We start from the raw sequence: 1,745 nt of genomic DNA on the forward strand, positions 1-1,745 counted from the left end.
CTCAGAATTGCCGATACACACCTCCTGGTGTGTTGTAGTTTTATTAAAAAATAAAATCTACTACAATTCTAGTCGCCCGATTTGAAACCGGACATTCTCAGCAAAAATTTCCTGTTTTTAACAGCCACCTTTTGCATCATCGCAATGTCTAAAAATGAACACTAACATATTTTATAACATAACCACTAAAAACTCAAGCTTTTTTTTTAAAAAACTTAAGTTTTTTTTAGTTATCATAGGGGGACCTAAATTAGGTTCCCCTACATATTGTTTTTTAATTTTAATTAAGCAAGAACTTTAGTTACAACTCCTGATCCTACAGTTCTTCCACCTTCACGAATTGAGAATCTTAATCCTTCTTCTATTGCGATTGGTGTAATTAGTTCTATTGTAAACTTTGCATTGTCTCCTGGCATTACCATTTCTGTGCCTTCTTCTAATGCTATGTCTCCTGTTACGTCTGTTGTTCTAAAATAGAATTGTGGTCTGTATCCGTTAAAGAATGGTGTATGTCTTCCACCTTCTTCTTTTGATAATACATATACTTCTGATTCAAATTTTAGATGTGGTTTTATTGATTTTGGCTTTGCTAATACTTGGCCTCTTTCAATTTCTGCTCTTTGTACTCCTCTTAGAAGTGCTCCTATGTTATCTCCTGCTTGTGCTTCATCTAATAATTTTCTAAACATTTCTACTCCTGTTACTACTACTGTTCTTGCTTCTTCTGCTAATCCTACGATTTCTACGTTGTCGCCTGTTTTTACGATTCCTCTTTCTACTCTTCCTGTTGCTACTGTTCCTCTTCCTGTGATTGAGAATACATCCTCTACTGGCATTAGGAATGGTTTGTCTGTATCTCTTTCTGGTTGTGGAATGTATTCATCTACTGCTTCCATTAGTTTAACTATTTTGTCTCCCCATGGTCCGTCTGGCTCTTCGATTGCTCTTAGTGCTGAACCTACTTGGATTGGTGTTCCATCTCCATCAAAGTCGTATTCGGATAGTAATTCTCTTACTTCCATTTCTACTAATTCGATTAGTTCTTCGTCATCTACCATGTCTTCTTTATTTAAGAATACTACTATCTTTGGTACTCCTACGTTTCTTGATAATAGAATATGTTCTCTTGTTTGTGGCATTGGACCATCTGCTGCTGATACTACTAAGATTGCTCCGTCCATTTGTGCTGCTCCTGTGATCATGTTCTTTACATAGTCAGCATGGCCTGGGCAGTCCACGTGTGCATAGTGACGGTTTGCTGTTTCGTATTCTACGTGAGATGTGGATATTGTGATTCCTCTTTCTCTTTCTTCAGGTGCTTTGTCTATATGTGCATAGTCTATGAATTCACCTGTTCCAAATCTTTTGTTTAATACCATTGTTATAGCTGCTGTTAATGTTGTTTTACCATGGTCTACGTGGCCTATTGTCCCTATGTTTACGTGTGGTTTGGTTCTTTCAAATTTTGCTTTTCCCATTTCTTATTCCTCCTTAATTATAGATTATATAAATTAATTTGCTCTTATAGAGTCTCCCCTAGGAAGATTAACAAGGAAACTCATCCAAGTGTTCCTTGATTTTTGAATTATGGAGCCCACGACCGGACTCGAACCGGAGACCTCTTGCTTACCAAGCAAGTACTCTACCACCTGAGCTACGTGGGCATTTACTCACTGCTAGATATTTTACTATTTACTATATAAAATGTCAAGCATAGTTTATTCTTTGATTTCAAAACTTTTTTC

At 36.6% G+C, this 1,745-nt stretch carries 1 protein-coding gene and 1 tRNA gene; both read right to left on the reverse strand.

Features of this window, described 5'->3' with window-relative positions; translation table 11 throughout:
* Window positions 1–284: 284 nt before the first annotated feature.
* Window positions 285–1,478 (reverse strand): elongation factor Tu, encoded by a 1,194-nt coding sequence (gene tuf / locus RIN63_RS15290; RefSeq protein ID WP_310445616.1) that lies wholly within the window; start codon window positions 1,476–1,478, stop codon window positions 285–287.
* A gap of 110 nt (window positions 1,479–1,588) precedes the next feature.
* Window positions 1,589–1,664: transfer RNA gene (locus tag RIN63_RS15295), tRNA-Thr, on the reverse strand.
* Window positions 1,665–1,745: the final 81 nt, after the last annotated feature.

The sequence above is a fragment of the Tissierella sp. genome, from assembly GCF_031460495.1.
Classification (GTDB): domain Bacteria; phylum Bacillota; class Clostridia; order Tissierellales; family Tissierellaceae; genus JAVKTS01.

Coding starts and splice junctions, on each gene's coding strand:
- tuf (WP_310445616.1), bottom strand. CDS start 1,478: ATGGGAAAAGCAAAATTTGAAAGAACCAAACCACACGTAAACATAGGG.